Origin of the sequence: Mesobacillus thioparans (genome assembly GCF_965138835.1) — a bacterium.
GTDB classification, from domain to species: Bacteria; Bacillota; Bacilli; order Bacillales; family Cytobacillaceae; genus Mesobacillus; species Mesobacillus thioparans.
This window is the reverse complement of sequence record NZ_CBCSFH010000004.1, coordinates 170,840-194,395: the sequence shown is the minus strand read 5'-3', so window position 1 is coordinate 194,395 and position 23,556 is coordinate 170,840. Positions and strand designations below refer to the sequence as shown.

Genomic DNA, 23,556 nt, shown 5'->3' with positions numbered 1-23,556 from the left:
CCTAAAAAGATTATAAAGAGGGCGGGAGATGATTTCTTTTCCAAATTTGCGGTTTTTGGATCTGCTGTTGTATGGTTCACTTTTTTGCAACTAAAAAATAGGCGGTAATCCAGGATGTAATCGGAATGACAAGGGTCACGCCGATTCCGGCACAGAGGATGGTAATCATCTCTGCGTTGAAGATTTTCGAATTGATGATTTCTCCTGTTGAGTAGGAGAGGTCTTTGAACCAGATCAGCAGGGCGAGATAACTTCCGAAGAAGGCAAAGAACAATGTATTGGTGCTGGTCCCCAAAATATCCTTGCCGATGCTTAATCCGGATTTGAACAGATCCTGTCTGCTGATATCCTGGTTATGATAATGAATCTCGCGCATCGGCGATGAAATTGCCATCGCGGCATCGGTTATCGCGCCAATCGTGCTCATGATGATGACCGATACGGCAATTTTAACGAAATCTACCCCAATATGAAGGGAAAACGCTCCGAGCTCCTGGATTTCTTCTTCACCAAAGCCCTGGATTCTGGCCAGATCGGCAATGATAAAAATAAACAAAAGCAAAACAATCGTTGAAATCACCGTTGAGATGAACGCCGTTTTTGTTTTCTTGTTCACTTCATTGATGTAAAACAGATTGATGACACTGATGAAAATACAGGCGATTAACGTGATGATAATCGGATTCGCTTTTGGGTCATTCATGAAAATGATGGCAATGAAAATGACGCTGAAATTGAAGAAGATTGCTAAGAAGGAACGCACGCCTTTGCCTCTTCCAATTACGGCCATCAAGATAAATAAAATGGCACCCAGCACAACTAGAGCATTCATAATCGAGCCCTCTTTCTATTGATGAAAAAGATGGTCACATAGAGACCGATTGGGATGGTCAGGACGATTCCAATTCCGCCTGCCAATGCTCGGGCCATTTCGAGCGAAAGGTTCATGGAAAGAGAATAGCCCAATGGTGAACCATTTTTAAAATAAAGTATCAGGATCGGGATTGAGCCGCTGACATAGACAAAGAACAAAATATTTGTCATCGTTCCCATGATGTCCTTGCCAATTTCCATTCCCGATTTGATCAACGCCTTGACTGGTATGTTGTTGTTCTTTTCGAACATATGGAAAATAGAAGAAGACATCGTAATCGCGACATCCATGATCGCTCCAAGGGATCCAAGGAACAGACCCGAGAGAAACACCATCTTATACGGCCGGGTAATAAACTGAAGCTCCTCGTAACGCAGCCCTTTTTCCGAGGTTCCCCATAGGACGAGCCAGACGATGAACAGGGAAGCAAAAGTTCCCAGAAGCGTTGCAATGACGGCAGCATAGGTTTTTTCATTAAAGCCATTAACCAGCAATAAGGAAATCACGGTAAAAAGAACAACAGCCAAACTGCAGATCAGCAGCAGGCTCCAATGAGGGTGGGACAGATAGATGTCCAGCGCGTACGAAAGAATGATGGCATTGATCACCAGACTGATGATCGACAATATCCCCTGCTTCCTTCCGACCATCAATAGCACGAGAACGAACACCCATGCCACATACAGAAGATATTTATCGCGTTTCACGTCCTTGATGGTACCCTGTAATTCTCCTGTATCCACTGATGTCGAATCAATATCCACGAACAGTTCGTCCCCGGCTTCGAATTCATGATCATACGCTTTCGAGTTGGAAAATTCATTCATTAGAAAAATAGGATTGCCTTTTTCATCGCCGTTTTTTATTTCCGCGGTTATCCGCTGGGTAAAAAGATAGTCCTTGTTGCCGAGCGAATTTTCCACTTCCGTCTTTTCGACCAGTTCTGTCTCAACCACCTTCACAATCGTGCGGTCATACAGGAAATAATTATGATGGACGAATATAATAGTCGCCGCGATCAAAAGAACAAACAAGGCCACAAAAAGGATCTGCTTGTAAGACACTTTATTAAATAGATTACTGAGCGGATTCAAATTAAACCTCCAGAATTTCAAAAATAAAAAAGCACCTTCGTCAATTGAAGAGGTGCAATTCAAATGATTGTAACCAAATCACGATTCTCCAGAATGAGGTGGGTACAACGGCTCCAGTTTCGATAAACAAGCCTATCATTACAAAAACATAGTAACAGTAGTGTTTTCTTTAAGTCAAATTGAATTGGGGGCTGGAGAGACACGGGGAGCATAAGGTCCGTCGGCGTCGTAATAAAATGTGGTTGTGAGACGCGAACTTTCCTATTTATAATGCCCCCAATTTAGTGGCAGATAGCGCTCCGGCTTTATTGGCAAACTCAGTGTACTCCGTTAATTCAGCTTCGTTGTTAGGAACACCATTGTCATGAAAACGGGATAGGAGGGCCGCCATGAACGCGTCACCGGCACCTGTTGTGTCAATTGCATTTACCGGAATTCCAGGGACATGCTCGATCTTATTTTTATGGATAGCGTATGCTCCGTCCTTTCCTCTAGTTACAAAGAGGTAAGGGATCTCCAATTTAGCCATATGCTCCAACCCGGTTTCAATAGTGTCTGTTTCTGTTAAAAACAGCAATTCATCTTCCGTCATTTTTACAATATCGGCCTTCTGCACAAAGGAGAGAATCGTTTCCCTGCACTGATTCTCACTTTCCCACCGTTTCAGCCGGATATTAGTGTCGAATGCAATTTTTAAATTCTCTTCTCGGGCATAGTGGATAGCCTGTTCCGTTGTTTTTCTAGCAATTGGGTGAAAAAGAGTGCCGGAACCAAAGTAAAACAGCTTGCTTTTTTGAAACGGTTCAAGATCAAGCTCCTCCGCAGTGATCCACTCATCGGGCGTTTCGTTAACATACGAATGGAAATACCGTTCTCCCAACTCATTTAAGTGGATATAAACCGAGCAGATTTCTTTATTGAAATCATAAGAACAAAAAGAAAGATCAACCTTTTCCTTCGTTAATTGCCCCTTAACAAATTCACTGCTTTCATCGCTTCCCAATTTGCATAAATAATACGATGGAATGCCATGTCTGCTAACCCCGACTGCCACATTAACAGTGGCTCCCCCTAATAATCGCTGAAACGTTGTATTGGAAAGATCCGTCGCAATCAAATCAACGATTACTTCGCCCAATGATATAATCCCATGCTTATTCAAAGTGTTGCTCCTTCCGTCCGTAAAAGATTTATGAATAGTTTACCAGCTAATTAAGCTGCTTAAAAGCATGTGAGACATAGGGGACCTGAGAACCGTCCGGGTGTCCCGGCACAAACCGTCTCTGTAACCTATCCACAAGTCCTATCCTCCATAGTTTCTTAGTAGTATTTTCATGACCTATAGTATGTATTTTGCCCTTGCATGAGAGGTAAAACGAAGGAGACTCACGTATTCTTTCCTTGAAACAAGATTTTTCGAGGAGGGTTATGTATAAATGAGAAAACGAAATCTCGTGACGGCTGTATGTTCGACGCTGCTTGCTGGCCAGGTTTTGTTAACAAGCGGTATCCATGCTGAACAGGTAAAAGGCCCTGTGACTGCAGAGGGAATCCAAGAAGACCATGAGTCCCATTTGTATGATGTCCGAAATGTGGTAGACAGTGTTCTGCCAAATCAGAAACAGCTAGATGCCGCGAACATACTGGTGAGATCAGTGGGAACGGGAACGAAGATTAAGTGGAACGCGGTATTTGGTACCCCATCGACCATTATGAAAGAAAAGGGATATTTAACAGCTCCTTCCAATGAGAGTGCGGAGACAATTGCTCGCAACTGGTTAAAGGAAAATGCGGCGCTATATGGTCTTCAAGCCTCAGACATTGACTCATTTGTCGTCAGCAAAAATTTTGAAATGCCTGGAACAGGGCTGCATCCTGTTACCCTCCAACAGACTTTCAATGGTATTGAGTCAGTGTACGGAGGACGTGTGATCATCGCCGTCAATAAAGATGGCCAAATCCTTTCCGCAGCAGGAAACCTAAGCCGTAAAACAGGCCAGATTGCAGACTTCCAGCTTTCAGCAGCAGATGCGTTAAAGAAAGCTGTGGATTTGGAATTGCCAAATGTAAGCTTTGTTCCCAAGCTGTTACGTTCGGAAAAAGGCTGGGACGTTTTTGCTGGAGCAGGTGTGCTGCCGGCTGAGCAGCGAGTGAAGAAAGCTGCTTTTATAACGGCAGAGGGTGTCCGTCCAGCATTTCGAGTGCTTTTCATCAAGGAGTTGAATGAAGGTTTTGAGATGGTGATTGATGCCGCGAATGGCAAACTTTTATATCAACGTTCGCTCGTTGATTATCTACTCGAAACCGAGGGGCTGATTTTTGAGAACTACCCTGGTGCAACAGTTGGCGGAAAACAGGTTGCGAAGTCATTTAAAGGAGATCCAAAGGCGTCACCAAAAGGATGGTTGATTCCGGGCACAAGCTTGGGATTGACGACCTTCGGAAACAACGCCAACTCGTATGCGAATTGGAGCAACTTTTTGGTTCCGGTAGATCAGGCTGTCCGTCCACTGGCATTAGACGGCGATTTTAGCTTCATATTTAAAAACTCCTGGCAAAAGACAAATGGGCAAACGACACCTCCATCCTATGCAGAGGACTTAAACAGTGCAGCGACGAACTTGTTTTACCATCATAATCTGTTCCACGACTATTTCTACAACCTGGGATGGACAGAAGCGGCGGGGAATCTGCAGCTTTCGAACTTCGGAAAAGGCGGAGTGGACGGCGATGCAGTCTTAGGCCTTGTCCAGGCAGGAGCGCTGTCAGGCGGGGAGCCAACATATACTGGCCGAGATAATGCCTACATGCTGACGCTGCCAGACGGAATTCCGGCATGGAGCGGAATGTTCCTTTGGGAACCGATACCAGGGTCATTCGAAGGGCAGTATGCAGATGGTGATTTTGATGCCGGGATCATTTATCATGAATACGCCCATGCGCTGACGAATCGTTTCGTTGCAGGCGGAGAAGCACTCGGCAGCCATCAATCAGGTTCGATGGGCGAAGGCTGGGGCGACTTCTTTGGAATGCACTATCTAGTGAAAAAAGGCTTGCAGGAAAAGCCAATTGTTGGAGCATATGTGACAGGGAACGCAGAACGAGGCATCCGCAGTTATGCACTTGATGAGGCACCATACAATTATGGGGATGTTGGCTATGATGTTGGCGGCCCAGAGGTTCATTCAGACGGCGATATTTGGGCAGCGATTTTATGGCATGTAAGAGATACATTGATTGATAGACTAGGGAAAACGGAAGCGGAATCAGTCATCGAGCACCTTGTCATGGATGCCATGCCAATCTCCGTTCCTGACCCATCGATGGAAGATATGAGAACCGCCATAATTGCCGCAGATTTTGAACGCTATGACGGAAAGCACTATGATGCTCTATGGACCGCATTCGCACAACGCGGCTTAGGGGCCAATGCATTATCCAAGGGCGGCGATGATACAGATCCAGTTCCAGGGTTCAACCATCCAGATGGACAGCGAAATGGGCAGTTGATTGGGAAGGTGGTTAACGCAGCTACGAATAAACCGATCCAGGATGCACGAATCATCATCGGTGAATTCGAGGCAAGAACAAGCCCGATTGCGGTATCTGGGCAAAAGGGTGACTTTGGCGCATATATGGCAGAAGGAACCTATGACATTACCATTCAGGCAAAAGGTTTTGGATCAAGGACCATTCGTGATGTAGCCATCAAGGCAGGGGAAAAGAACCGGTTAACGTTCACAATTGGACCAAACGTCGCCTCATCCTTTAACGGGGCATCGATTTCCAACGTATCTGGATCATCAGACAGCAATCCAGTTAAGTTTGCGATTGACGATACGGAAGCAAGTGTGTTCGCCTCAAATACGCAAGAAAATGGGTTCCTTGGTGCGGACTTCACCGTTGATCTTGCAGGAGATGAGCCGGTGGAAATTTCTCATGTTCAAGTGAGTGCCATGAAGGATATCTCAGGCTCACGATTTGCCACACTGAAAAACTTCAGCCTGCAAACTTCAATTGACGGTGAAAACTTCACAACCGTCTGGAAAGGGAAGTTTGAAGCTGGAAAGCCTAGACCAACAATAGCCGACCTTCACTACCAGGGAATCGATCTTCCACAGCCAGTAGAGGCAAAATACCTTAGATTTGTCGCGCATGATGCGCAGGACAATGTAAAAGGCTTTGTTCAAGTGGCCGAGGTTCAAGCCTTCTCTGAGCAAAAATCAAAGATTGAACCGCTTAAACTAGAACCAGAAGCACCGTTTGTAGCCGAAGGCACGGTTCAGGCAGGGAATGCAGGAACAGGAATCGGAAGTCTGGCAGGAGTACCAGCGACTCTCGCCATTACAGAGAATGAGTTCGTGACAACGCAAAATCCAGAGCCGGCATCCCAGGGGGCAGATGGATATGTTGTGACCCTGCCGGAGCAGTATGGTGACGGCATCCATAACTTCACACTGCAGGGAAGCAATGATGGGTCATATGACTATGATGTCTACTTCTATAATAAGAACTTTGAGCTGATTGGAAGTGTCGCCACATCTGGGGCTGACGAAACAGGGGTCATCCCGGGCGGCACACGCTATGTGTATGTCGGATTATATTCGGGAGCAAATGTACCGTTTACTTTTACAGCCGCTAGTCCTTATTAGGGATCTGAAAGCCTTTCGGAGTATGATCAATGCTATAACAACCGGAATAGCATGTTAAATCGCAAAGGATTTAGCATGCTGTTTTTTTGTTGGTTGTTATATTGCATAGAATTTGAAGGGAACGCACCCGCTCTAGTTGAAGGGGGAATTTTTAAAAAGTCTAAGTATTTGAAGATTTATCCAATTTTCTCCGCCAACTCTAAAATAATTCCCTCTGGACCACGAACATAGCATAACCTATAACTTTCTTCATATTGCTGGATCTCACTAAAGATTTCCGTGCCCCTCTTTTTCAATTTGGCAACAATCGCTTCAATATCTTCAACAGTGAAGCAAATATGTTGGATACCTAGCGTATTAGCGGAAGATTGCTGAATCCCTTTTTCATCGGATGGCGTATGAAATTTGACTAACTCTATCCATGCCTCACCATCTGGCATCCCAAGTCCTACACATGTCGTTTTAACATCAGTAAGCCCAACTATTCTGTCCAACTGTTCTCCAGCCATTTCCCATTCTGCCTGTACTTCAAGTCCTAAATCAATAAAAAATGCTTTAGCCTCTGCAAGATCATTTACATTTATACTTACATGATCGATTCTTTTTATCTTCATATCTCATACCTCTTCTTTTCCTGATATTTTCAAAACCTGTAGACGTGCTGGGACTATTTGCAATTCTTAAAACGGAAATCCTTCTTCAACAAACTGTGCGATAGCACAATAGAGATGTCAATACATAAGGTGCTAATCCTTCCTGGGCAAAATCACCGGATCTTTTAACAAATCAATAAGAATTATGTTCGATTAATAATACGGTTTATAGATAATACAGTGTAAGAATTACCTATTATCGCCACCAAAAAGGGGGTAGTTAAATGGAAAACTTTTATCTGTTTGTCCTCATGTGTATTTTTCTCATTATTTTACCTGGTCCGGATACTGCCATTGCGACAAAAAATACGGTTGCCATAGGGAGAATCGGAGGGTTCAAAACAGTTTTAGGTACTTGTTGCGCCCTTCTAATCCATACTACTGCTGCTGTATTAGGACTTTCGGCAATTATTGTAAAATCAGCGTTATTATTTTCTATCTTCAAATTCGCAGGTGCTGTTTACTTAATTTATCTTGGTGTCAGGACTTTATGGTCTTTGAGAAAAAAGGAAGAAGCAGCCACCGTTGAAGTGGTCACAAAACCCCAGCATGTTAACGCATCTTGTTTTAAACAAGGGTTCCTTACCAATATTCTAAATCCCAAAGTTGCTGTCTTTTTCTTAACCTTTTTGCCTCAGTTCGTGGAACCTGGAAGTAATACCTTTATTCCGTTCCTTATGATGGGCATCACTTATACTGTATTGACTGCTGCGTGGTTTGTGCTTTATGTCTCCTTAATCAATCAAATTAGCGCCTTCATGAAAAAACCTAAAACTCAAAATATAATTGAAGGAATCACAGGTGCAATACTGATAGGTTTTGGTATAAAACTGGCTCTTGAAAAGGCTCATCATTAAGATGGATAAGACCCTTTGATTTTAATGATATCAAGGGGTTTTTTTGTTGGATAAATAAAATATCCTATTCTTCCGCAAGGCTGTAATGCGACTGCCATTATCGAACAATGGCCTCCGCTGTTTAATCAGGACTATTGAATTTATATTTAAACTTCCTCAATAATTGAAGTTCCCTCAGTTTGTTCTGCATCTAGCCATTTCCATTTCTCAAACAGCCTAATCCGGCCGTTAGACAGGATTTCAGGAGTTGAAACACATTCTCCTCCCCTAATTTCATTTTTCCTATTAATATGGTTATACCTGAACGTTAAACATCCATCTTCTTTAACAATACCAATTAGTAAGCCTTTGACAATTTCTCCACCACTGTACGTTGCTGAGATAATATTCCCTTCTTGCTTATATCTAAAGGTTGTTTTGGAAGATACTTCCCCGTTAGCAGTATTATCAATTGATACAAATGTACGATTGTGATAACTAATCATATTTTTTCTCCCCTTATTTAATATGTTAATGTTTCTATCTTAGTTACGGCCAAGAAGAATACAACTATTGAAATGACTTTATATGTGATAGTTCCATATTTACATCATAAATGGCAAATCCCATATAACACAATGCAGTTATTCAATCTCTTTTTCGCCGCGTCGTTGGTTCGGTAAAGGACCTGAAACCTCCATTAGTAACAGAGGCTAAAAGTCCCGGAATTAAATAGAAGAATTTAAATCTTAGTTTTCTATAGTGTTAATATGATATAGTTAAATTAGTAACAGGTCCTATAAGTTAGTTGTAAAAAGTTTTCAGGATTGGATTTCGGTTTATGAAACAAACTTTATTCGTCATGGAGGGTGTACTTTGCTAACTAACCATTTAGATTTCAGACTTGAACCCAAGGTAAGGGAGTTATATGAGGAGCATAAGAAGAGAGCTGAGAAAATAGACTGGGGCTATCATGAATTTTTACCGTGGGATAAGGCGCAGGATTTCAGGCGTGTACCATGGGACGAAAGCCAGGTGACACTGCCTGAATCCGTCATCATCGCTGTTGAAACAGCTCTTTTAACGGAAGTGAATTTACCGTGGTTTACGTCTTATCTGGATCAGACCTTCAAAGGATCGTTAACGGTCATCAAGGATTTTGTCCATACCTGGACAGCAGAAGAGGATCAGCATTCAAACTTGCTGGAAACGTATCTATTAATCACGCGGAATGTCAATCCGAACCGGCTCCATCAGCTGCATAAGCAAACCGTTGAAAATGGCTGGAACCCTGATTTCCATACGCCATTTGAGACGATGGTTTATACCTCTTTGCAGGAGCTGGCCACCATGGTCTTTTATAATAATGTGGCAAAGGTAGCAGGCCCGCACGATCGGGATTTATCCAGCCTGCTGCGGCGCCTGGCAAAGGACGAGACGTTGCATTACGCCTTTTACCGGGATGTCATAAAATATCATCTGCAACTAGAGCCTAATTACTGCTACTACTTGGGGAATGTCATCATGAACTTCAAAATGCCCGGTGCCGTCATGCCTGATTTCGAAGACCGGATGTCCATCATTGCCAAGGAAGCCAATTACGGCCCACTGGAATATTTCGATCAGGTACTAGATGTCATTGTGGACTACTGGGAAATTGAAAAGCTGCGGCCGATTGCACCGGAAGCTGAAAAAGCCAGGCTTGATATCCTGAGGTATCATGCCCGTTTAAAAAGGGTTAGGGACAGGTTTTATAAAACAAAGTGATCAGTTAAACCAGCGGGCGAGCTCCGCTGGTTTTTTATTAACTATGTGATAAGGGGACGGTTCCGGGGATTCGAGTTCTCATAAGGGTATCTTTCGTGTATAAAGGTACCCTTTGGTGTGGGATGGGGGTTCATAAGGGCATCTTTCGGCAATAAAGATACCCTTTGGCGTGGATTCGGGGTCACATAAGGGCATCTTTCGGCAATAAAGATACCCTTTGGCGTNGNTTGGNGGTCACATAAGGGCATCTTTCGGCAATAAAGATACCCTTATGCAGGATATGGAGGCTTCATAAGGGCATCTTTCGGCAATAAAGATACCCTTATGCAGGATATGGAGGCTTCATAAGGGCATCTTTCGGCAATAAAGATACCCTTATGCAGGATATGGAGGCTTCATAAGGTCATCTTTCGGCAATAAAGATACCCTTATGCAAGGAAGGGAGGCTTCATAAGGATATCTTTCACCAATAAAGATACCCTTTGGCATGGTGAAGAGGTCACAAAAAGGGCTTTTTTCCTCCTTAGGGAAAGGTTTCTGCGTCTTATTTTTATGAAATCACCATTTTTCTAGGAATCAGAATTACTGAGTGGTTTTAATTCCGACTCGTGTACCAGTTCAATGCTCCTGCTTGTTAGCTTTCTGATTTCCACATAGCCAGAATCATATTGATGCACAATAGCATATTCTTTTCCTTGATAAATGACTATTTCCTCTTTCGCCAAATAAGACGCCTCCTGTGATGAAAGTTTTAGATACTTTTACCTAAAAAACGATTTGTTGAAACTAAATTTATGTTGACTGAAAGAGAAAATTTTCAGTGGAAGAGACATGGGGATTGTTTTCCGTACACATGGACCTAAACAAAATTTAAATGGCTCATCTCAATACATCAGTTCCTGCGTGAGAAACGAGAACTGTCGCTGTGCCTCTTGGTTCAATGGAAGAAGGATTTTATATTTCGAAATCGAATATTCATTAGTGATGTCATAAAATGTAAGATTAGTAGATTTTAATAATCCACCTGGGATGCATAAAAAAAATCCAGGGATGAAACGGGGGAGAACAAGTGGAGAAACAGAGTTCTGTTGCCAAAGTGTTACGATTCATTGGGATTGCCATAATAATCGGCGGCCTTATCCTGCTATTTATATTAGGGTCCCAATCACCAGAGGGCGGTCTATATTGGGGTGGCGCCTTGTCTGTCCTGTTTTACAGTATTGTCATAGGGATGCTTTTCATTGGGTTTTCTGAAATCATTGCTTTGCTGCAAAAAATTTATGGTCAACTCCATCAGGAGAGGTCGGAGCTATCGGCATCCTCAAGCAACGTTCCAAAGGGTGTAGAACAAAAGAATTGGTACCCGTCGCCTCATGACCTTGAAGGCATTCTAGAACTCTATCAAGACAAAAATGTCAGGGAAATTAAGGCTTCCCCATATGAAGATTATTGTGTGGTGCAGATTGAAGGGGAAGACCATATTGAAGTGGTGGAGCTGGGCGGGTTCAAACCCAGGAAAGTTTCTGCTGATTCCGCGCCAGAACTTGTGAATGATTTGCAAAAGTGGTTCAACAATTCACCATCATCCTAAAAATGAGAAAGCGAAGTGGAATCATGGGGGCGTACCCTGTGGTTCTTTTTTTGTGAGACAATCTTGGGACAGTTAAACCGTACTTAGCCATAAAAATACAAAACTTTTTCCATTCTGAACCGTATGTAAGATATGACTGATCAATGGAGGTTCCTATGGAAAAAGCAAACAGGTGTATTGAGGATTATATCCAAATTTATTCCCAGCTAAGAGAGAGATACCGTTGGAAGGTTAGTGATCAATCGGTTTTGATGATGGTTGCTTCTTTGTATATCTCCAATAACCGGACCTTTGATATTGATCGATTTACGGAGCTTGCGGATTATATAAAAAGGGAGTCTGGGTTGTTTTCGCCACTGCGTTCTGAGTCTCGTTTTACCTTTGCCGCCATGCTGGAGACAAAGTTTGAAAATCCCAAAGATCAATATCCGGCGTTTATCGCTGCATACAATGCATTGGTCTCAGCAGGATTCAGCAAAAATACTTTCACCTACATTGCGGCCATGCTCATGGTCACAGCAAATCCAGAAAACCTTACGTCTCTTTCTGAACGGGCAAGAGTAATCTACAAGAAAATGAGGGAGGAGCATTTGTTTTTGACTGGGCACAGCGATTATCCGCTTGCTGTCATGCTGGCTCAACACGACCGCCCGACGGATGAGATGATTTTTCATATTGAAGACTTGTACAGCAAGCTTTCGCAAAACGGTTTCCGGAAAGGAAATGATCTGCAAAGCATGAGCCATATACTATCCCTGAATGAAGATAGCCAGGCAGATGACATGGTTGCTCTGTCCGCTGAAATCTATGACAGAATGAAAAAAGAAGGAATCAAACCCAAATCCATGTTCTACCCGCAGATTGCACTGCTCACCTTGATTGAAAAAGGGAACGATAATCTTTCGGAGATAAAAGCAATATGGCAGCAACTGAACGAGGAGAAGCTTTTTAAATGGAGGAAAGACATCAATTTCATGATGGCCGTTACTTTCGTCATCAGTGACAAAATCGATCATTCATTCCTGCTTCAAACCAGCCTTTCAACGACAATCGAAACACTGATCCAGGCTCAGCAAGCAGCGTCGATTGCAGCGATTTCAGGTGCAGCAGTCGCAGCTTCTTCAAATGGAGGAGAGTAATCGAATATTGGAAGCACTGGGATGTCCTGTCCCAGTGCTTCTTTTCAACTGATTCATTGTAGGAGTATCAGCTGCAGACCTATGTATCTATAAGAAAAAATGAAATAAGAAAAGGCAGGAATGATGTGCCATTTCTTAATTGAATTACTCTATTTTGCATTTACATCAGGTTGATGAATGCCAAATATATTTCCTTCTGTATCTTTATAGTACCCTTGCCACGCCATGCCAGGCAGAGCGTATTTGGGCAATGCTACTATGCCGCCATTATTAAGAATCTTTGTTTCGACCGCATTGTAATCTTCTACTCCCATTGTGCATGCATAACCATTCAAAGGCTGGTTTGACTCTGGAGGAGGACCCTGACGTTGCACTAAAGCACCGTTAATTCCAGGTTCATCTTCACCACCAGTCACTGCCCCAAAATAAGGCATACCAGCAAATTCACTCCAATCTTCAAATGTCCATCCAAATACTTCACCATAAAACTTTTTTGCACGGTCCATGTCATCTACATGTATTTCAAAATGTATTAATCTACCCATGATTACCTCCTAATTAGATAAATATTTCCTCTAGAATGTATTTCTACATAACTGTTGGGTACTCCTTTTTCATTATGGTATTAAACTGATGATTTATACTAAATTGCCAAGTACTAGAGGTTAACCTTTTTTAGAGAGCATGGGCGCTATTCCACGCTGTACAAATTTTGCGCAGTTAAACGACATCTGTGACGGTCCTTCCACCTCTCGATAAAGGAGCAGAAATGTTGAAGAAGGATTTATTGGTCAAGGTGTTGAACAATGTATCTAGAAGCATTGAGGCAGGAGGAATGATGGTGATGCAGTTGAGGCCGGAATATGAGGATTTCCCATTAAAGGCATATGACAAGATCCGGTATGCGGACACGGATCGGCAGGGACATGTAAATAACGCACTGTTTTCAACATTCCTGGAAACGGGAAGAACGGAGCTTCTCTATGCAAAGGAGCCGCTGCATGCTGAAAACGCGTCGTTTGTCATAGCGAATCTTAAGCTGGACTTGCTTTCTGAAATACGATGGCCTGGGACAGTGGAAATCGGCAGTGCCATTACAAGAGTTGGCAACAGTTCCTTTTCATTATTTCAAGGAATCTATCAAAAAGGAAAGCTTGCTGCAGTGGCGGAAACCGTCATCGTGCAAATGGACGAGCACACTAGGAAGTCTGCGCCGCTTTCCTCTGAAACAAAAGAGCGATTGAACGAATATTTAGTTGAACTAGAATAATAGAAACAAAAGTTACTGATCATTAGGAGTGATTTGTTTTGGAATTGTATGATGTGATCCACGGGCACCGATCGATCCGGGAATATGAGGATAGAGAAATTAGTCAAGAGCTGCTGGACCGGATTTTGGAGGCGGGTATTCGTGCTTCATCCAGCGGCAATATGCAATCGTATTCGATCATCGTCACGAAAGACAAAGAGCTAAAGGAAAAATTATACCATGCGCATATGGAGCAATCGATGGTTGTTGATGCGCCGATCCTTTTAACATTCTGTGCTGATTTTAATCGGATGAGGAAATGGCTTGCACTCAACGATGCACCTGTACAGTTTGATAATTACATGAGCTTTATGATTGGGGCCATTGATGCAGCCCTGGCCGGACAAAACTGTGCTTTAGCAGCGGAAAATGAGGGGCTGGGCATTTGCTATATGGGCTCTACGCTAGCCAATTGTGATCAGATTGGTGAATTGCTGAACTTACCGCCAAATGTCGTACCTATTGTTGGCTATTCATTAGGGTATCCAGCAGAAAACCCTGCCCCGCGTGATCGGCTGCCAATGCAGGGACTCGTTCACTACGATCAGTATCGCGATTATTCGGATGAGGATATCCAGGAAATCTATCAAGATCGAAATGAAAAAGGATGGAACCGCTACATGGCCGTCCCGAAACTTAAAGAAATGACAGAAGAATTAGGGCTGAAAAATCTTGCACAGATCTACACGATAGCCAAGTATACGAAGGAATCACATCAGGAGTTTTCACAAACCGTGCTGAAGTATCTGGAGAGACAGAACTTCATGAATAATGAATAATGATGGGAAACCACAAAACTAGCGGCAGACCAAATCTTTTTTAAGAGGATGTAAAAAATGAATATCTTAATCAAGAACTTACCTGAAATGGAAATAGCCTATGTCCGACGTACGGGGAGTTATTTTGAACCCCAGGAACACTGGGGAACGCTGGTCAATTGGGCGGCCAGCAATGGACTATATCCTCCGCAGCAGTCATTCATCGGCATATCCTTGGATAATCCGGAGCAAGTGGAAAGCAAGGATTGCCGTCACGATGCCTGCGTAACATTACCTGACGGATTTATTAAAGAAGACCATAAAAATGTTGAATTCAGGAAGTTGGATGGCGGGGAATATGCGCTGTATTCCTTTTATGAAAAACCTGAAAAACTACATTCTGCCTATCAATATATGTTTGGCGAATGGCTGCCAAATAGCGAATATGCAGCCGATTACCAAAGACATAACCTGGAATTCAATATGAATAACCCATCCGAAGATCCTGAAGGGAAATGCAGAGTTGATTTATTTATACCCGTTGAGAAGAGAAGGTCTTAGAACAAAGTGTCACCAATCATCGGTGACATTTTTTCTTTGTAGGAACGGAAAGAAGGGGTATTCATTTCGGGTGGCGAATAATAATTTCAAGAGTCGTTTTATTGTTAAAAGTGAGGGTGGAACCAAAATGATGATCAAGTTCTCAATAGATAAAGATAGAAGCTTTCACTTAAGATCTGCTGCGATTATCATTCAAAATGAAAAGGTCTTATTTCAAAGGCCGGTTAACAGTGAAAGTTGGTTTTTACCAGGGGGAAGGGTCGAACATTTTGAATCAACAGAGGAGACGCTAAAAAGGGAGTTAATAGAAGAGTTCAACTTGAAAGCCGACCATATGAAACTCTGTTGGGTAGTGGAATATTTTTCAAAGGCAGGGAATAAAAAAATCCAGGAGTTAGGTATGCATTATCTTGTGGAAATGCCGGAAGATCATAAATTAGTTAACTATGAAAATGAGTTCAAAGGAATGGAAGAAGGATACGTTCACAGATGGATTGAGATACATGAACTCGATAAGTACAAGATCGTACCCGAATTTGTTGTTCCTCAGTTGCAAAAGTTGGAGGACAGCAGGGGGATTGAACATGCAGTTTTATCGGTAGTAAGACCATGAATAAAATACTTGGGGGTGTAAATGTGAGTTCTACGGCGGAATCCACTCAAGAATTAACGAATAAAGAACAATGGTTAGAAGCTTTTCCAATTATGAAGCAGTTACGTACTGAATTGACCCAAGAGAAATATCTGGAGTTATTAGAGGAAATGAGGAAGGATGGATATACTTTATATGCTTTATATAAAGATAATCGGATTGTATCCTTAGCTGGTTTGAGCTGGAGAGTGAACTTCTATAATAAACGACACGTTTTTATCTATGATCTAGTAACGGATCATGCTTACCGATCATCTGGGTTTGGAGAGAAATTATTAAGCTATATTCATAATTGGGCAAAAGAAAATGGAGCTGAGTATGTGGCATTGGAATCAGGAATTCAGCGAGACAAAGCCCACCGTTTTTACGAAGAGAAATTGGATTATGATAAATGGTGCTATTCATTTAGAAAAACATTGTAAAATTAGGACAAACATAGGAGGAACTTAGATGAAAACCGAACAACAGTATTTCGAAGAGGGAAAATCAATTCGAACTTATATGAATGAGATGAGTATGTTAAAAGAGGAAAGCTATGCCGTTTATGAACAATTTCAACTTCCTGCAGATGGATTTGCTGAACAGTTAAAACAACATCAGCTTCATTTCCTTACGATCACTGAGGATTGGTGTGGAGATGCGATGATGATCAATCCCATTATCCGCAAATTAGCTGAAGCGGCAGATATTGAAGTGCGCGTCGCGTTACGGGATGCAGATACAGATCTAATTGATCGTCACTTAACAAACGGCGGACGGTCCATTCCGATGATTTTAATCTTGAATAATCAAGGACAATTACTTGGAAAGTGGGGGCCTCGTGCACCCAAAGCCCAGCAAATTGTGGATGAAGTTCGTGCTTCATTGCCGCCAAAAGACGATCCATCCTTTGCGGGAAAACAAAAAGAAGCCTTTGGTTCTTTAAGAAAAAGGTATACAGAGGAACAAGCCCTTTGGTCAGATGTTTATGATAGTTTTAAGGAGACGGTGTTAGCTATTTTGAAGTAGGATATCAAATGCACGGGGACGTACCTTGATTAGTTATAGGATCAGAAGGTACGTCTCTATGCCTCTTACTTGGTTTTTTCTAAAGAGAAAATGAGTTCATTTGCTTGCCGCTTATTTAGACGATAACTTTTTTCTTTAAGGTTAAGTTGCTTGGATAATCTTTTTATTTCTTTAATCTGATAATCTGTTGGCGGCTGTTCTTCTATTAATTTTCTATAGTTTTCTGATGCTACCATTGCCGCTGTTTCTGGAGTTAACAGGTCGATTAATTCATACATCGCTCTATAAGCATTTTCTAATCCAATATCGTACCCGGAATCTGAGCCTAAAAAGAAGCGATCGGGGTATTTTTCAATCAACGGTACAAAATTTTCTAGGTCTTGTTCGCTGCCTTTATGATAACGTGAAAACCCTGCGTAAAAATCAATATAGAGATTATCATAATGTTTTAAAAGTGAATCCAAATTTCCAGGAGAATTATATACATTCCCGTGTGCGAAGATAAAGGTTGTTTTTGGATGGTTCTTTAACGCTGTTTTAAGGGAATTGATGGGCACTCCATTCGGAGGATCGATATGCAGCAAAATAGGTACTTTATATTCACCAGCAAGATGATAAATTTCCGGTAATGCACCATCATATGGGTGTTTAGCCTTCCATAGTACATTTGCAAATGGCGAATAAGTAGAAGAGGCTATAATCTCCCCAATGTTTAAGTACCCCTGCTCTAATTTTTCCTTTGCAAGTTCAACCCCGTTTTCATCTTTATTCAGAGGAATTCCCGCAAAAGAAGGAATGATATAATCGGTGTATTTTTTATAATATTTCCAGGTTAAACGGTCGGATTGGACAGCAGATGGTTCTGATATATCGCCGAATAATACGGTCTGGTCAATGCCATAAGTATCCCAAACATTCATATAGGAACCGTAATCCTGTATTCTTTTCTCATTTCGATCCACCAAATGTACGTCGTGACTATGCACATCAATCAAAGGCAGGTCTTTATATACGTCAATCAAATCTCGGCCATCCTCTTTTTGTTTGCGCATCTTTATTATTTCAAGACGAAGATTGGGGTCTTTTGTATATTCGGTAACTGGCATAATTTTCACGGAACGATCGAAGAGGAAAAATAAAGCAGAAAGAAATATTAATAGGCTTATCATTAATGTGATTCTCTTAATCGTAACTCCCCCTTTGCCGTTGTAATCGGGATCCTATAAATTGGATATTAAGAAGCACGGTGACGTAATCGTGCATTCTTTCAACTGAACAAGTTTGGGCGCAAAAGGTGCTTCCCTGCTTCGTTAAACATTTTAAATATCATTATTTTTCCATCCTATTTTTACAAGCCGAATTAAATAGATAAATAATAAAGTGAAGAAGGCGTATTTAAGGTACTGATGCGCCCCCAATATAGAATAAACAAAACTTAATAGCGAAAAGATATACATCGGCAGTGCGTCGAATAAGAAGGACACCCAATTTGCAGATTTATAGGTGAGCAGGATTGAAATGATTATTCCAGCCACACCCACAAGTGTGAGTGAGGGTAAAATGGGATGATCCTTCGGAGAATTAAAAACAAAAATACAGTATGCTAAAAAAATTATAGCCATGGCAATCATTAGAATGATTCTGATTGTATTCTTCATACATATCCTCTCCCTACTCATAGGCACCTCGTGCTTCTTTTCAACTGATCAAGTTTGGGCGCAAAAGGTACGTCCCTGCTTCTATGATTCTTGTATCTGGTCAATAAAGTCTGGTTGTATATCCTTCATTTAATTCCTTTGCAACTTGTTCTGCGGTCGTGTTTGGAAGCTTTGAGTGCGCTACTAGCATGCTAGGGACAGAAGGAAGGGCTTCTGTCTGTAACCATGAGTCCGGCTGCCATAGTTTTGATCTGATGAATGCTTTGGCACAATGCGCGTAACATTCTTCGACTTCTACTAAAATACCAAACAAAGGAGTCTTTCCATTGACGGCTGTTTTTTCGAGAAGGTCAGCATCACGGCAGATATAGGCTTTCCCATTGATCCTTAATGTTTCACCCAGCCCTGGTATAAGAAAGAGCAGCCCAATATGAGGATTCGCAATGATGTTATGAACAGAATCCATCCTGCGATTTCCGGGACGTTCTGGGATAAAGAGATGCTTTTCGTCAAGTACTGCCACAAAGCCAGGGAAATCGCCGCGTGGGGAAACGTCGCAATGGCCGTCAGCGTGAGAAGTGGACATAGATAAAAAGGGAGACTTTGAAATGAAGTTTTTACAATGATCGTCAATAAAAGAAATGACTTTATTCGCCGCCCTCGGGCTTGGCTTTCCAATCGAAGAACGAAACGCTTCAAATTCTTCCTGTGATGAGATTATATTTTTATAGTTTGATATCATGCTTTCGAAATGGGTATTTGTAACAATTTTACCATTTATTTAATATCGGTGCATTACTATCCATGAACGAAAGAGTTAAGCCGGGAAACCGTCTCAGTGTAGCTTTATATTTCTCTTAATCAAACGTTTGATTAAAATGGACCGAAGCTCCGTCCACCCTGAATTGTCTTACCTTGAAAGCACCATAAGGAATCGAATCGTTTGATCTCTCTTATCCAGTTGAAGCTGGAAGGGTCCCTTCACGTCACATCAAAGACCTGAAACCTTCCCCGTGCTTCTCCTGTTTCTCAGCCAAAAGTTGTAGATAGGTTACACCATTCCTCCGATGAGATCGCTTATTTGTTTGCCTATAATTAAGATAAGAAAAATCAGAGGAAGGTGTTCAAGATGAACCATTATATATGTAATACTTGCGGTGTCCAATATGCCAATTCTGCTCATGCTCCTGAAAGTTGCTCAATTTGCGCTGACGAAAGGCAGTACATCCATCCTGATGGACAGTCATGGACTACGCTTCAAAAGCTTGTGGATTCAGGGAACTATAAAAATATCATTGTCGAGGAAGAGGAAGGACTGTACAGCCTTACGACTACTCCTTCGTTTGCGATTGGGCAGACAGCTTATTTAGTTCAAAATGAAGGGTTCAACTTGTTATGGGACTGCATCACTTACCTGGATGAAAAAACTGAAAATGAACTACAGTCTCTAGGAGGAATCGATGCCATCGCATTATCCCATCCGCATTATTATTCGACACAGGTTGAATGGGCTGAACGATTCGGAGCAAGCATTTATATCCACGAAAACGATCGCCAGTGGGTCACAAGGCACAGTGACAGGATTATCTTCTGGTCAGGTGATTCTCTGGAGCTTGATGGTGGTGTTACATTGTATCGTTTGGGTGGTCATTTTAATGGGGGAAGTGTTTTACACTGGGAAAATGATGTGAACAAGCAAGGGGTACTTCTTACTGGTGATATCATTCAAATAGTCGCCGATCGCCGGTGGGTGAGTTTCATGTATAGTTATCCAAACCTTATTCCATTGCCAGCTAACAAGGTTCAGGAGATGGCAGCCAAAGTCAGTGTTCTCAATTTTGACAGACTATATAACGCATTTCATCGTGTCATTAAGGAAGATGCCCATCAGTCTGTTCAAAAATCCGCTAATAGGTATATTGAGGCTTTGGAGGGAAAGTTCGTTAATATCAGCAATTAAAATGATCATAAGAAAATAACGCCTGGTTGATAAAAACCAGGCGTTTAACTTTATTTTCCGATAATACCTTCAAGAAGCATAGGACGAATTACTTTAAAATGTGTTGGTAAAATACTATCTAATGTAATATGCTTATAGTTCATTGCTTTTTGGTTTTACCAATGTAAAATGGTTAAGACTATTCAATGAGCGGTACAACAACGTAAAGAATAATGGAGTTGATTGAATGAGTAAAACCAAGGGTAAAAGCGGAACAGGCAGAGGAACAGGCAAGAAAGGCTGGAACCGCTGGCAAGCTAGTGCAAACAAAGCAAAAAGTGCTAAACCTTACAAAAGTAAAGGTGTAAAACACGCAGATGGGTCCAAGACGAGTAATGATGACTGATATAGATTTCATGGGAGCAAAGGGACGGACCTTTTGCTCCTTTTTTCGTATTTGTGTTTGGAAGCAAAAGGTACGTCCCTATGCTTCTCGGTTCAATTCCGTCTTCATACCAGCCAATTCGCTGCGTAATATTAAACTCTAACTTTCGTGGGTCACATCAGTTCCAGCACGCTTTTTAAATTAACGCGTTTTATCATTCTCATAAAATGGTTCGTTCCCAGAGACCAAATGTTTTTTGAGTTCATTAAAAATAGTCGAATTATTTTTAGTGAATTTATAGGTTGCGTCGTCGTCAATATTTAAATAACCCTGGTCATTAATTCCCACTCTATAGATTGTTCCATCATGAATGATTGCCATTGATAAATATCGACCGTCATTTATTATATTTTTATATGTCACCCTAGTATATTGACTTTTGGAGAACTCACCCATTATTTTGTTTATTTTTTTTTCATCCACAATATCAATATTATAGATATAATCCCATCTTTCATCTCTATAATCACCAAAATTGATTTTTTCTACACTGTCCATTCCTTTTAATACAATATCAGCAGGTAAAGGCATCCTAAAATACCAAAATAAAATCAGGACTATTATTACGATTCCAGCAAACGTTCCTATGTAATATTTCTTCCTGTTCATTTGCATAATCTTAGTTAACCCCTCTCACCTCTAATGTCAACATTTTACCGCCTATCATTAAAAGTGTATATATGTATAAAATTGTGGGGTGTCCTTTTTGTTCCTTCTAACGGAATGATATATGTATTTTCAACAGGATGACATTTTCAATTATTGGGATTTTTCGATAACAAAAGAACTACCAATTAATAATCCGGTCCGGACTCGTTCTACATCGAGCTGACCGAAGAAGAAAAATTCAGCCTGGCCGAATGGCGTGCCGACCAAACGGACTTAATACCCGAGCGATAAATCCAAGTGGTTTATCGTTTTTTTTTCTGTTTTTTAGATTTTGCACTCCAAAAGGGAACCCGTTATGTCCATTGGCAGGGAAGGCCTTTATTTTGTTTTTCATCATTCTTGAACTGTCCATGTGTCTTACATCGGTACCATTCTAGCCCATTGAAATTAGAATATACTATTGCTAGTAGTCTATAATTATAGATTATTGGAACATGTATCATATGGATACTGGTGCGATTTATCTATCATGCCCGTCCTGTTTGAATGGTCTGGTTGATCAATGACTTAAGCAGATGTAAACAAAAGGCTTCTCTCCGGAATGGCACAAGGAAACCCTCCCTGCCTCTTGTTCAGTACCAAGGAGGGGCAATCGGTGTAAAAAGGGAGACGTTTTAGCTTCAAGCTTCTGAATAAACGAGAGGTGGGTGCAGCGAAATGTGGAATAGATTAAAAAGACTTCACCATCTGAATGGATGTGCTACCTTATTTTTATTCATAAGTGGGATCTTGCTTTTCATTCCTTCATTAAGGGGGCCGTTGGCTTCGTATCGTGTCATGTTGAAGGATGCCCATATTTGGATCGGTTTTGCAACGGTTGTCTTCCTTCTGCTGTATTTCCGCTATTTTGCTTTCCATTACAAAGTCATAAAAAAACAACAAGGGAAGAAGCGGAATCTTGCGATGGTTATTGGATTGATCATTGGCTGGATTATTAGCGGTACGGCTCTGACTTTTCAAAGGAGTCTCTCTGAAGATCTGGTTCAAGCTTCATTGATCGTCCATGATGTATTCACCTGGATTGGTCTGCCGGTCATCCTTTTCCATTCAGTGACTAGGTCAGTATGGTTTCGGAAAAGATCAGATCAACTGCAAGAAAAAAAGAAAGAACTATATACCTTCAGCCGCAGAGGATTTTTCAAATACGGCATTGTCACTTTGCTTGCGATCTTTTTAGGTCCATCTATTTATAAATGGCTTAAACAAGTAATGGATGATGGGGGATCGACTTTAGAGCAGGTGGCGCTGAACAGCACAAATGAACTCACGCCACTGCCGATTCCCGCCACGCAATCCTCCCCTCCCATTGGTGGAGGGTATGAAGGCAAATTCCGTGTTTATACAGTAACGGAGACACCGGTTTTTACGAATGAAAATTGGAATTTTACGATTGATGGACTGGTTGATGAACCAGTGTCGTTGTCATGGGAAGAGTTCGCCAAATTGAAAAGGACAGTCCAGGTCAGTGATTTTCACTGCGTTATTGGATGGTCCGTGCTTCATGTCACGTATGAAGGAATCCTGCTGAAGGATCTCATGAAGAAAGTAAAGCTGAAAGAGAACGCCTCCCATCTGAAATTTTACTCGGGCGACGGTGTCTATACGGACTCATTATCCCTTGAACAGGCAGCCTTGGATGATGTCATGGTCGCTGTGCTCATGGATGGAGAGCTGATTCCGTCAGACTATGGAGGCCCCGTCCGGCTGATTGTTCCCAAGATGTATGCTTATAAATCCGTGAAATGGCTCATCGGAATCGAAGCCATTGATCATGTACACGAAGGCTACTGGCAAGTGAGGGGATATGATACCGATGCATGGGTAGGATCAGAGACAACTTAAAAGATGGAGCGTGTACAAAAAAAGGCAGCAAACAAGGAGCAAGGGTGACGGACCTTTTGCTCCTTTTTTTGTAATTGTTTTTGGAAGTAAAAGGTACTGAACTGCTTCC

General features: G+C 41.7%; 25 protein-coding genes. 14 read left to right on the top strand and 11 right to left on the bottom strand.

What is annotated here, in order from left to right:
* Nucleotides 1-76 precede the first annotated feature (76 nt).
* The 3 genes from ACNAZ4_RS09550 to ACNAZ4_RS09540 form a co-directional block, all read right to left on the bottom strand.
* Nucleotides 77-832, bottom strand: coding sequence for a YibE/F family protein (locus tag ACNAZ4_RS09550; protein WP_415814070.1), 756 nt, complete (start codon nucleotides 830-832; stop codon nucleotides 77-79).
* Nucleotides 829-1,968 carry a YibE/F family protein gene (locus ACNAZ4_RS09545; RefSeq protein ID WP_415814069.1) on the bottom strand — a complete coding sequence of 380 codons (1,140 nt, stop codon included), beginning with the start codon at nucleotides 1,966-1,968 and terminating at the stop codon, nucleotides 829-831. Before ACNAZ4_RS09545 ends, ACNAZ4_RS09550 begins: the two co-directional genes overlap by 4 nt.
* A gap of 265 nt (nucleotides 1,969-2,233) precedes the next feature.
* Nucleotides 2,234-3,130 carry a carbohydrate kinase family protein gene (locus ACNAZ4_RS09540; RefSeq protein WP_415814068.1) on the bottom strand — a complete coding sequence of 299 codons (897 nt, stop codon included), beginning with the start codon at nucleotides 3,128-3,130 and terminating at the stop codon, nucleotides 2,234-2,236.
* A gap of 274 nt (nucleotides 3,131-3,404) precedes the next feature.
* Between ACNAZ4_RS09540 and ACNAZ4_RS09535 the strand changes: the two genes are divergently transcribed.
* Nucleotides 3,405-6,620 (top strand): M36 family metallopeptidase, encoded by a 3,216-nt coding sequence (locus ACNAZ4_RS09535; RefSeq protein WP_415814067.1) that lies wholly within the window; start codon nucleotides 3,405-3,407, stop codon nucleotides 6,618-6,620.
* A gap of 176 nt (nucleotides 6,621-6,796) precedes the next feature.
* Here the strand turns inward: ACNAZ4_RS09535 and ACNAZ4_RS09530 are convergent, their stop codons facing one another.
* Nucleotides 6,797-7,234, bottom strand: coding sequence for a VOC family protein (locus ACNAZ4_RS09530; RefSeq protein WP_415814065.1), 438 nt, complete (start codon nucleotides 7,232-7,234; stop codon nucleotides 6,797-6,799).
* A gap of 263 nt (nucleotides 7,235-7,497) precedes the next feature.
* Between ACNAZ4_RS09530 and ACNAZ4_RS09525 the strand changes: the two genes are divergently transcribed.
* Complete coding sequence (locus tag ACNAZ4_RS09525) at nucleotides 7,498-8,130, top strand: LysE family translocator (protein ID WP_415814063.1); 633 nt, start codon at nucleotides 7,498-7,500, stop codon at nucleotides 8,128-8,130.
* 146 nt (nucleotides 8,131-8,276) lie between these two features.
* On the opposite strand, the gene ACNAZ4_RS09520 is transcribed toward ACNAZ4_RS09525, so the two are convergent.
* Nucleotides 8,277-8,615, bottom strand: a complete 339-nt coding sequence (locus ACNAZ4_RS09520; RefSeq protein ID WP_415814062.1) for a n-acetylglutamate synthase — start codon at nucleotides 8,613-8,615, stop codon at nucleotides 8,277-8,279.
* Between the two features lie 370 nt (nucleotides 8,616-8,985).
* On the opposite strand from ACNAZ4_RS09520, the gene ACNAZ4_RS09515 reads away from it, so the two are divergent.
* On the top strand, nucleotides 8,986-9,876 hold the full coding sequence (locus tag ACNAZ4_RS09515; RefSeq protein ID WP_415814061.1) for an acyl-ACP desaturase: 891 nt from the start codon (nucleotides 8,986-8,988) through the stop codon (nucleotides 9,874-9,876).
* Between the two features lie 569 nt (nucleotides 9,877-10,445).
* On the opposite strand, the gene ACNAZ4_RS09510 is transcribed toward ACNAZ4_RS09515, so the two are convergent.
* On the bottom strand, nucleotides 10,446-10,601 hold the full coding sequence (locus tag ACNAZ4_RS09510; RefSeq protein ID WP_415814060.1) for a hypothetical protein: 156 nt from the start codon (nucleotides 10,599-10,601) through the stop codon (nucleotides 10,446-10,448).
* A 344-nt stretch (nucleotides 10,602-10,945) separates the two neighbouring features.
* On the opposite strand from ACNAZ4_RS09510, the gene ACNAZ4_RS09505 reads away from it, so the two are divergent.
* Nucleotides 10,946-11,467, top strand: coding sequence for a hypothetical protein (locus tag ACNAZ4_RS09505; protein ID WP_415814058.1), 522 nt, complete (start codon nucleotides 10,946-10,948; stop codon nucleotides 11,465-11,467).
* A gap of 155 nt (nucleotides 11,468-11,622) precedes the next feature.
* Nucleotides 11,623-12,606, top strand: coding sequence for a DUF4003 family protein (locus tag ACNAZ4_RS09500; RefSeq protein ID WP_415814057.1), 984 nt, complete (start codon nucleotides 11,623-11,625; stop codon nucleotides 12,604-12,606).
* A gap of 149 nt (nucleotides 12,607-12,755) precedes the next feature.
* On the opposite strand, the gene ACNAZ4_RS09495 is transcribed toward ACNAZ4_RS09500, so the two are convergent.
* A complete protein-coding gene (locus ACNAZ4_RS09495) occupies nucleotides 12,756-13,151 on the bottom strand; it encodes a VOC family protein (RefSeq protein WP_415814056.1) in 396 nt (131 codons plus the stop codon).
* A 224-nt stretch (nucleotides 13,152-13,375) separates the two neighbouring features.
* Between ACNAZ4_RS09495 and ACNAZ4_RS09490 the strand changes: the two genes are divergently transcribed.
* The 6 genes from ACNAZ4_RS09490 (at nucleotide 13,376) to ACNAZ4_RS09465 (ending at nucleotide 16,894) form a co-directional block, all read left to right on the top strand.
* Nucleotides 13,376-13,876 carry an acyl-CoA thioesterase gene (locus tag ACNAZ4_RS09490; protein WP_415814055.1) on the top strand — a complete coding sequence of 167 codons (501 nt, stop codon included), beginning with the start codon at nucleotides 13,376-13,378 and terminating at the stop codon, nucleotides 13,874-13,876.
* Between the two features lie 38 nt (nucleotides 13,877-13,914).
* Complete coding sequence (locus ACNAZ4_RS09485; RefSeq protein ID WP_415814054.1) at nucleotides 13,915-14,694, top strand: nitroreductase family protein; 780 nt, start codon at nucleotides 13,915-13,917, stop codon at nucleotides 14,692-14,694.
* 57 nt (nucleotides 14,695-14,751) lie between these two features.
* Entirely contained in the window at nucleotides 14,752-15,234 is a 483-nt protein-coding gene (locus ACNAZ4_RS09480; RefSeq protein ID WP_415814053.1) for an AraC family transcriptional regulator, read from the top strand.
* Between the two features lie 127 nt (nucleotides 15,235-15,361).
* Nucleotides 15,362-15,847, top strand: a complete 486-nt coding sequence (locus ACNAZ4_RS09475; RefSeq protein ID WP_415814052.1) for an NUDIX hydrolase — start codon at nucleotides 15,362-15,364, stop codon at nucleotides 15,845-15,847.
* A gap of 23 nt (nucleotides 15,848-15,870) precedes the next feature.
* On the top strand, nucleotides 15,871-16,308 hold the full coding sequence (locus ACNAZ4_RS09470) for a GNAT family N-acetyltransferase (RefSeq protein ID WP_415814049.1): 438 nt from the start codon (nucleotides 15,871-15,873) through the stop codon (nucleotides 16,306-16,308).
* A 28-nt stretch (nucleotides 16,309-16,336) separates the two neighbouring features.
* Nucleotides 16,337-16,894: a thioredoxin family protein gene (locus ACNAZ4_RS09465; protein ID WP_415814047.1), complete on the top strand. Its 558-nt coding sequence runs from the start codon at nucleotides 16,337-16,339 to the stop codon at nucleotides 16,892-16,894.
* Nucleotides 16,895-16,959: 65 nt separating this feature from the next.
* On the opposite strand, the gene ACNAZ4_RS09460 is transcribed toward ACNAZ4_RS09465, so the two are convergent.
* The 3 genes from ACNAZ4_RS09460 to ACNAZ4_RS09450 form a co-directional block, all read right to left on the bottom strand.
* On the bottom strand, nucleotides 16,960-18,063 hold the full coding sequence (locus ACNAZ4_RS09460; protein ID WP_415814046.1) for an amidohydrolase family protein: 1,104 nt from the start codon (nucleotides 18,061-18,063) through the stop codon (nucleotides 16,960-16,962).
* Between the two features lie 150 nt (nucleotides 18,064-18,213).
* A complete protein-coding gene (locus ACNAZ4_RS09455; protein ID WP_415814045.1) occupies nucleotides 18,214-18,552 on the bottom strand; it encodes a hypothetical protein in 339 nt (112 codons plus the stop codon).
* 100 nt (nucleotides 18,553-18,652) lie between these two features.
* Nucleotides 18,653-19,294 carry a pyridoxamine 5'-phosphate oxidase family protein gene (locus tag ACNAZ4_RS09450; protein ID WP_415814042.1) on the bottom strand — a complete coding sequence of 214 codons (642 nt, stop codon included), beginning with the start codon at nucleotides 19,292-19,294 and terminating at the stop codon, nucleotides 18,653-18,655.
* Nucleotides 19,295-19,681: 387 nt separating this feature from the next.
* Between ACNAZ4_RS09450 and ACNAZ4_RS09445 the strand changes: the two genes are divergently transcribed.
* Both ACNAZ4_RS09445 and ACNAZ4_RS09440 read left to right on the top strand, forming a co-directional pair.
* Nucleotides 19,682-20,512: an MBL fold metallo-hydrolase gene (locus ACNAZ4_RS09445; protein ID WP_415814040.1), complete on the top strand. Its 831-nt coding sequence runs from the start codon at nucleotides 19,682-19,684 to the stop codon at nucleotides 20,510-20,512.
* Between the two features lie 226 nt (nucleotides 20,513-20,738).
* Nucleotides 20,739-20,897: a DUF3934 domain-containing protein gene (locus ACNAZ4_RS09440; RefSeq protein ID WP_415814038.1), complete on the top strand. Its 159-nt coding sequence runs from the start codon at nucleotides 20,739-20,741 to the stop codon at nucleotides 20,895-20,897.
* Nucleotides 20,898-21,077: 180 nt separating this feature from the next.
* Here ACNAZ4_RS09440 and ACNAZ4_RS09435 read toward each other — a convergent pair whose 3' ends face one another.
* Nucleotides 21,078-21,551, bottom strand: a complete 474-nt coding sequence (locus ACNAZ4_RS09435) for a hypothetical protein (RefSeq protein ID WP_415814037.1) — start codon at nucleotides 21,549-21,551, stop codon at nucleotides 21,078-21,080.
* A gap of 711 nt (nucleotides 21,552-22,262) precedes the next feature.
* On the opposite strand from ACNAZ4_RS09435, the gene ACNAZ4_RS09430 reads away from it, so the two are divergent.
* The gene (locus ACNAZ4_RS09430; protein WP_415814034.1) at nucleotides 22,263-23,447 is read left to right on the top strand and encodes a molybdopterin-dependent oxidoreductase; all 1,185 of its coding nucleotides are present in this window, start codon (nucleotides 22,263-22,265) and stop codon (nucleotides 23,445-23,447) included.
* Nucleotides 23,448-23,556: the final 109 nt, after the last annotated feature.